Origin of the sequence: Gracilibacillus halophilus YIM-C55.5, assembly GCF_000359605.1 — a bacterium.
Classification (GTDB): Bacteria; Bacillota; Bacilli; order Bacillales; family Amphibacillaceae; genus Gracilibacillus; species Gracilibacillus halophilus.
Map to the genome: position 1 here is coordinate 23450 of NZ_APML01000039.1, position 6000 is coordinate 29449.

Annotated in this window: 4 protein-coding genes; all 4 read left to right on the forward strand. The window is 35.6% G+C overall.

The features are described from left to right. The first annotated feature begins 219 nt into the window (after positions 1-219). Positions 220-1026, forward strand: coding sequence for an ABC transporter permease (locus tag J416_RS09590; protein ID WP_003469684.1), 807 nt, complete (start codon positions 220-222; stop codon positions 1024-1026). 14 nt (positions 1027-1040) lie between these two features. Beyond that, entirely contained in the window at positions 1041-2579 is a 1539-nt protein-coding gene (locus tag J416_RS09595) for an ABC transporter ATP-binding protein (protein ID WP_003469685.1), read from the forward strand. 11 nt (positions 2580-2590) lie between these two features. Beyond that, positions 2591-5116, forward strand: a complete 2526-nt coding sequence (locus tag J416_RS09600) for a glycosyltransferase (RefSeq protein WP_003469686.1) — start codon at positions 2591-2593, stop codon at positions 5114-5116. A 169-nt stretch (positions 5117-5285) separates the two neighbouring features. After that, positions 5286-6000: hypothetical protein (locus J416_RS09605; protein ID WP_003469687.1), on the forward strand; the 715-nt coding region annotated here is incomplete at its 3' end.

Consider the following 6000-nt stretch of genomic DNA (forward strand, 5'->3'; position numbering starts at 1 on the left):
TCTTTTGTATGACGATCGATAGTTCCTTTGGATGAAGAAGTACGGGAAGAGAAATCTGCGCGAATGATTTTTTTAAGTTTTTGGAACATGATTATCACCCTTTTTTCTTTAATGTACCCGTTGTGAATAAACTTATTCATGAGCTAAGAATAGATAAAAAGTGAGAAAAAGTTTACTTAATCAAATAAATACGACCATATAGGGGTGTATGATAAGCATATGCGACAATATTTAGAAGAAATTATAAAACGAAAAGACTTATTATTTTATTTGGTTAAGTCTGGGTTAAAAGCAGAAAACAGAGATAGTTATTTGGGGTATTTCTGGTGGTTGTTAGACCCATTACTTAACGTATTAGTGTACTACTTCTTAGTAGTTGTGATATTAGGCAGAGGAGACAGTGAGAATTATGCTGTTTTCCTTGTGATCGGTTTAGTTGTATGGCGATGGATCAATACGACTATCAAAACATCATCAAAAGCGATTACGAAATATTCTTCGATTATTAATCAAGTGTATTTACCAAAATCGATCTTCCCAATAGCATTATCAACATCGCAACTTTTTAACTTTATCTTTGGATTAGTAGTAATTGCTATTTTCTTAACGTTCTTTGGAATCGTTCCTGGGTGGCAAATTATTTATTTACCATTAATTATTTTAATTACGTTAATAGCACTACTAGCTCTTGGTATGTTGATCGCATATATTTGTGTCTTTGTTCGAGATATAGATTATATCCTTACACATATTATGCGCATCTTTTTCTATGCTTCACCAATTATTTGGGAAGGTGGACGTCTACAAAATGCTGATATTGTGCAATCACATGATTTTATCATGACATTAGCTGTAACGGTGAATCCAGTGGCAATCATTTTGGAAGCATTTCGAGATGTATTAATGCGACAACAAATACCAGACTTTTGGGGATTATTTATTATGACCATTGTGTCATTAGTTATGATTGTTGTTCTTTTGTATCATTATAAGAGAAACGAACATAAAATTATCAAAGCTTTATAAAGAAGGGATATAACATGTCCATTGAAATTAAAAATCAAAAAAATCAATCGGATGAAGTCGTGATTCATGCGAAATCATTAGGAGTTACCTTTAATCCAGATTTTCAAAAAGACGACTATAAATCACATGCCATTCAATTTCTGAAGAGAAAAAAGAAATCATCTGCGAATAAACGAAAAGTATGGTCATTAAAAGATGTGGATTTCACTGGATATAAAGGAGAAGTACTTGGGATTATTGGTTCAAATGGTGCTGGTAAGACGACACTTTGCAAAGTACTATCTGGTATTTTAGAACCTGATCAAGGTCAGTTAAGTGTAGATGGTAAAGTATCTGCATTATTTTCGTTTGGTATGGGCTTTCGCAAAGAACTTAGCGGAAGAGAAAATGTTTATCTAAATGGGATGATGTTAGGAATTGGGAAGAAACAAATCCAGCATTTTATAGATGATATTCATGAATTTTCCGGTCTTGGTTCCTTTATGGATCAACCGATGAAATATTATTCAAGTGGAATGAAAGCACGGTTAGGTTTTAGTGTAGCAGCACATTTAGAACCTGAAATTTTAATCTTAGATGAGGCGCTAAATACAGGGGATAGTGAATTTAGTAACAAAGCTTCTGAAAAAATTAAAGAACTCGTATCTAAGGCAAAAATGGTAATTTTAGTGACGCATAGTATGCCATTTGCAGAGAAAAATTGTGATCGATTGATCTGGTTAGAAAATGGTCAGGTTCAAGAAATTGGCGAACCAAAAACTGTCGTTCAGCATTACAAAGAATCGATGCCAAGTAAGCCTAAAAAGACGAAAAAGACATTTGAATTGAGTGAAACAAATATCGAAATTGGTGAACAAGATGTTATCACAGCCAAAAATGTCAGTGTTTCTTACAAATTACGAAAAAGGGAATTTTGGGCTCTAAAAGATGTTAGTTTTAATATAAAAGAAGGTGAGATCGTAGGCATCATTGGTCATAATGGGGCAGGCAAAAGTACGCTTTGTAAAGTATTAACAAAGATATTAGAACCTGAACAAGGTAGTATGGAGATTGATGGAGATACATCTGCATTATTAGGATACGGTACCGGATTTAATGCACAATTATCCGGTGCAGATAATATCTATTTAAACGGAATGTTATTAGGAATGCCGTTAGAGAAAGTGGAAAATAATTTTCAACATATCGTTGATTTCTCTGAACTGGGGAAGAAAATCAATCGCCCGGTGAAGGAATACTCAAGTGGAATGAAGGCACGGTTAGGTTTTAGTATTGCTGCTACATTACAACCAGATATCTTCATTATCGACGAAGCATTATCAACTGGAGATATGGCATTTAGACAAAAGGCCACTGAGAAAATTCAAGAAATGATTCATAGCGCGAAAGCCGTTTTGGTTGTTTCACACAGTATGAATTTCGTAGAAACAGTTTGTACTCGAGCCATATGGTTTGAACAAGGACAAGTAATGTATGATGGAAAGCCGAGTGAAGCAGTATCGAAATATAATGAAAGTGTCAAAAGCAAAAAACAAAAAACTGGGAATAAGTAAGGTGTAGCATTATGTTAAAACAAAAAATAAAGAAAATATTGGTAAGTATCATTGAGCTTTTTGCTTATAAAATTTTGAATTCCCAACAGAGACGAGCACTATTTAATCGCCTTCCCGCACGCATTAGACATCGATTTAAGGGTTTTGTCAAAGTCGGAAAAACACAAAAGAAATTTAAAAAGGTTGAGCGTATACGATACAAATTACGTAATTTAGGCTTTGAGGAAGAAGCGATCAAAGAGTTTGAAGAAATGATTCGTGAGATCAACAGCCAGCTAATGAGACGAGTAGCTGCATGGGAGTTAGCTGTGTGGTTTGCAAATAAACAAACGCGCGAAGGTGCACAAAAGAGTATGGAATACTTGCCTATTGTGTCTGAGGAAGAAAAGGATACAGAAAACCTTCGTAAAATTGCCATCATTGAAGCCGAAAACCTAGTATTTTTAGACGAAAAGGAAAAAGCTCATCATTTGATACAAGAACAATTGCACCAAGAAGAACACCCAGATTTATATTTAGCTACAGTGAATACTGAAAACCATATATCAGATCGATTGAAATGGATAAACAAAGTTTATGATTATTATCAATTGGAACAAGTTCAACTCAATGATATAAATCAAGAGAGTGCTTATGATCAGTTAACAGTCAGAACGAATGAAAGTGGAATCCCACATGCAGATCAAGCGAAAGTGACCGTGATTGTACCTGTATATAATGCGACAGATGGCATTACAACGGCGTTAGATTCAATTCGGTCCCAAACTTGGACGAACTTAGAGATATTAGTTGTTGATGATTGTAGTCAAGATGATACACAAGCGATTGTAAAAGATTATGAGCACATAGATGATCGAATTAAATTGCTACAGACACCAGAGAATAGCGGAGCATATGTGGCACGTAATATCGCTTTACAGCAAGCATCGGGTGAATTTGTAACTATTAATGATGCAGACGATTGGTCGCATCCGCGTAAAATAGAAGTGCAAGCCAATCATTTACTTACGAATCATTCGATTATTGGAAATACATCACAACAAGCTCGAGCCACTGAAAAATTAAATATGTATCGTAGAGGGAAACCTGGGTTATATCTCTTTAGTAACATGTCTTCATTTATGTTTCGTCGAGAGACTGTGATGAATGAGATTGGTTATTGGGATTGTGTTCGATTCGGTGGGGACTCCGAATTTATTAAACGGATAAAAACGGTGTTTGGTGAAGACCAAGTCCATCAATTGGAAACAGGGCCTTTATCCTTTCAAAGACAATCGGAATCGTCTTTAACAGGTAATTCATCATTTGGATTTCCAGGGTTCTTTATGGGCGCAAGAAAAGAATATTTGGAAGCTCAAGTATATTATCATAAGACACATCAAAATCTATATTATGAATTTCCGCAAAACAAAAGACCTTTTGCAGCACCTGAACCGATGCTTCCTGGACGGATTAAAAATCAACGCAGACACTTTGATGTGATTTTAGTTTCTGATTTTAGACTTGATGGCGGATCTACGCTGTCCAATGTCGAAGAAATTATTGCGCAAAAGAAATATGGGTACAAAACGGGCATTGTACAGATGGCAAGATATGATTATCCGCCGAAGAAGAAGATTAACCCACGAGTAAGGGAGCTAATTGATGGTGAGCAGGTGCAAATGCTCGTCTACGGAGAACAAGTGTCATGTGATGTTCTTATTGTTCGTTATCCGCCTTTATTACAAGTTAAACAGAAATATGTACCAGATATACAAGCAAAAGATATTCGTTTAATCATTAATCAACCCCCAAAGAGCGCATATGGATTGGATGGTGACATTCGTTATGATCTAACCACCATTGATAAGCATATGAAGGATTACTTTGGTTCTTCAGGTACATGGCATCCAATCGGCCCATTAATTAGAGATGCTCTTCAAGACTATCACGCTGAAGAAATCAGAGATAAACCGTTGTCTGATCATAATTGGTTAAATATTATCGACTTGCAGGATTGGAAGAAAGAAATATTTGAACATAATCGTAACACGGAAGTAATAAAGATTGGTAGACATTCACGAGATTCAAAAGTAAAATGGCCAGAAGATAAAGAAACGCTATTATCAATATTTCCAGAAACAGATCGGTATGAAGTGCATGTTTTAGGTGGAGCTAAAACGCCAAAACAGGTGATAGGTTATATACCAGATAATTGGCGTGTGTATCAGTTTGGAGAGTTAACACCACAAGATTTTCTAAAACAACTCGATGTATTTATTTATTTCACTCATTCGGATTGGGTTGAATCATTTGGGCGTGTGATTATTGAAGCAATGGCTATCGGTGTTCCAGTTATACTGCCTCACGTATATGAGCCATTATTCGAAGATGCTGCCTTTTATGCTACACCAGCTACGGTCGAAGACACAATTGAACATATTATGAACAACCAACAAATCATGAAAGAAAAAGTGGAGTATGCCAAGAAATATATTGAAGCAAATTTTAGCTATAGACAACATTACCATCGTTTACAAACAATCATTGATCAATAAATCATTTCCCTATATTACATATCGTAATATAGGGATCTTTTTTTCGGAAATTTAGTAAATAATTTTGATAAATTATGGATATTACCATTACCATTCAATGATTTATTTGATATAATAGTTTTGTGATAGACTAGCATGTATTAGATAGATTGAGGAGGGAGATAATTTAATGGGGAAGAGAATTTTTATACTCTTAGCTGTTTTACTGTTACTATCACCTATGTCTTTATTAGGTGAAACGAGTGATTCTAGTAACGAGGATTTATCGGCAGATGAGTTATTTGAAAAAGCACAAGACGAGCCAACTGCTTCGGGAAAACTAGATCTATACATAAATGGTTATGAAACGTATCCAGAAGATGGTAGATTTGAAGAAGGTATTCAACGAAGCGTAGGTTATGTACTGGATTGGGCGCGAATCAAGCACAACAATGGCGATTATGCAACGGCAATCGACCGTTATAACGCTATTTTAAATGCGCCTGGGGTCAATGACACATTAGTGGCTCAAACTGAGAAACACTTGACGAATGCTAATGAAGAACAGCCAGTACCACAGGCAAATGCCCTCTATAAAGAAGCAACAAACAAAAGTACCGTTTCGGGTATTTTTAATGCTTTTGTAAAAGGGTATAACTGGTATCCAAATGACGATCGTTTTGTCGATGGACTCAAGGAAAGTGAAGAACAGTTATTTAATTGGGCTCTAGCTCAACATAACAACGGTCGTTATGACACAGCCATCGATCGATATAACATGATTCTAAATGCACCGATTGCTGATAATAAGTTACTAAATCGTGTAAAAGAACAGTTAGAAGCAGCTAAAAATGGTAATCGTCAGTCAGATGCGATTTACCAAGAAGCTCAAGAAGAACCGACGG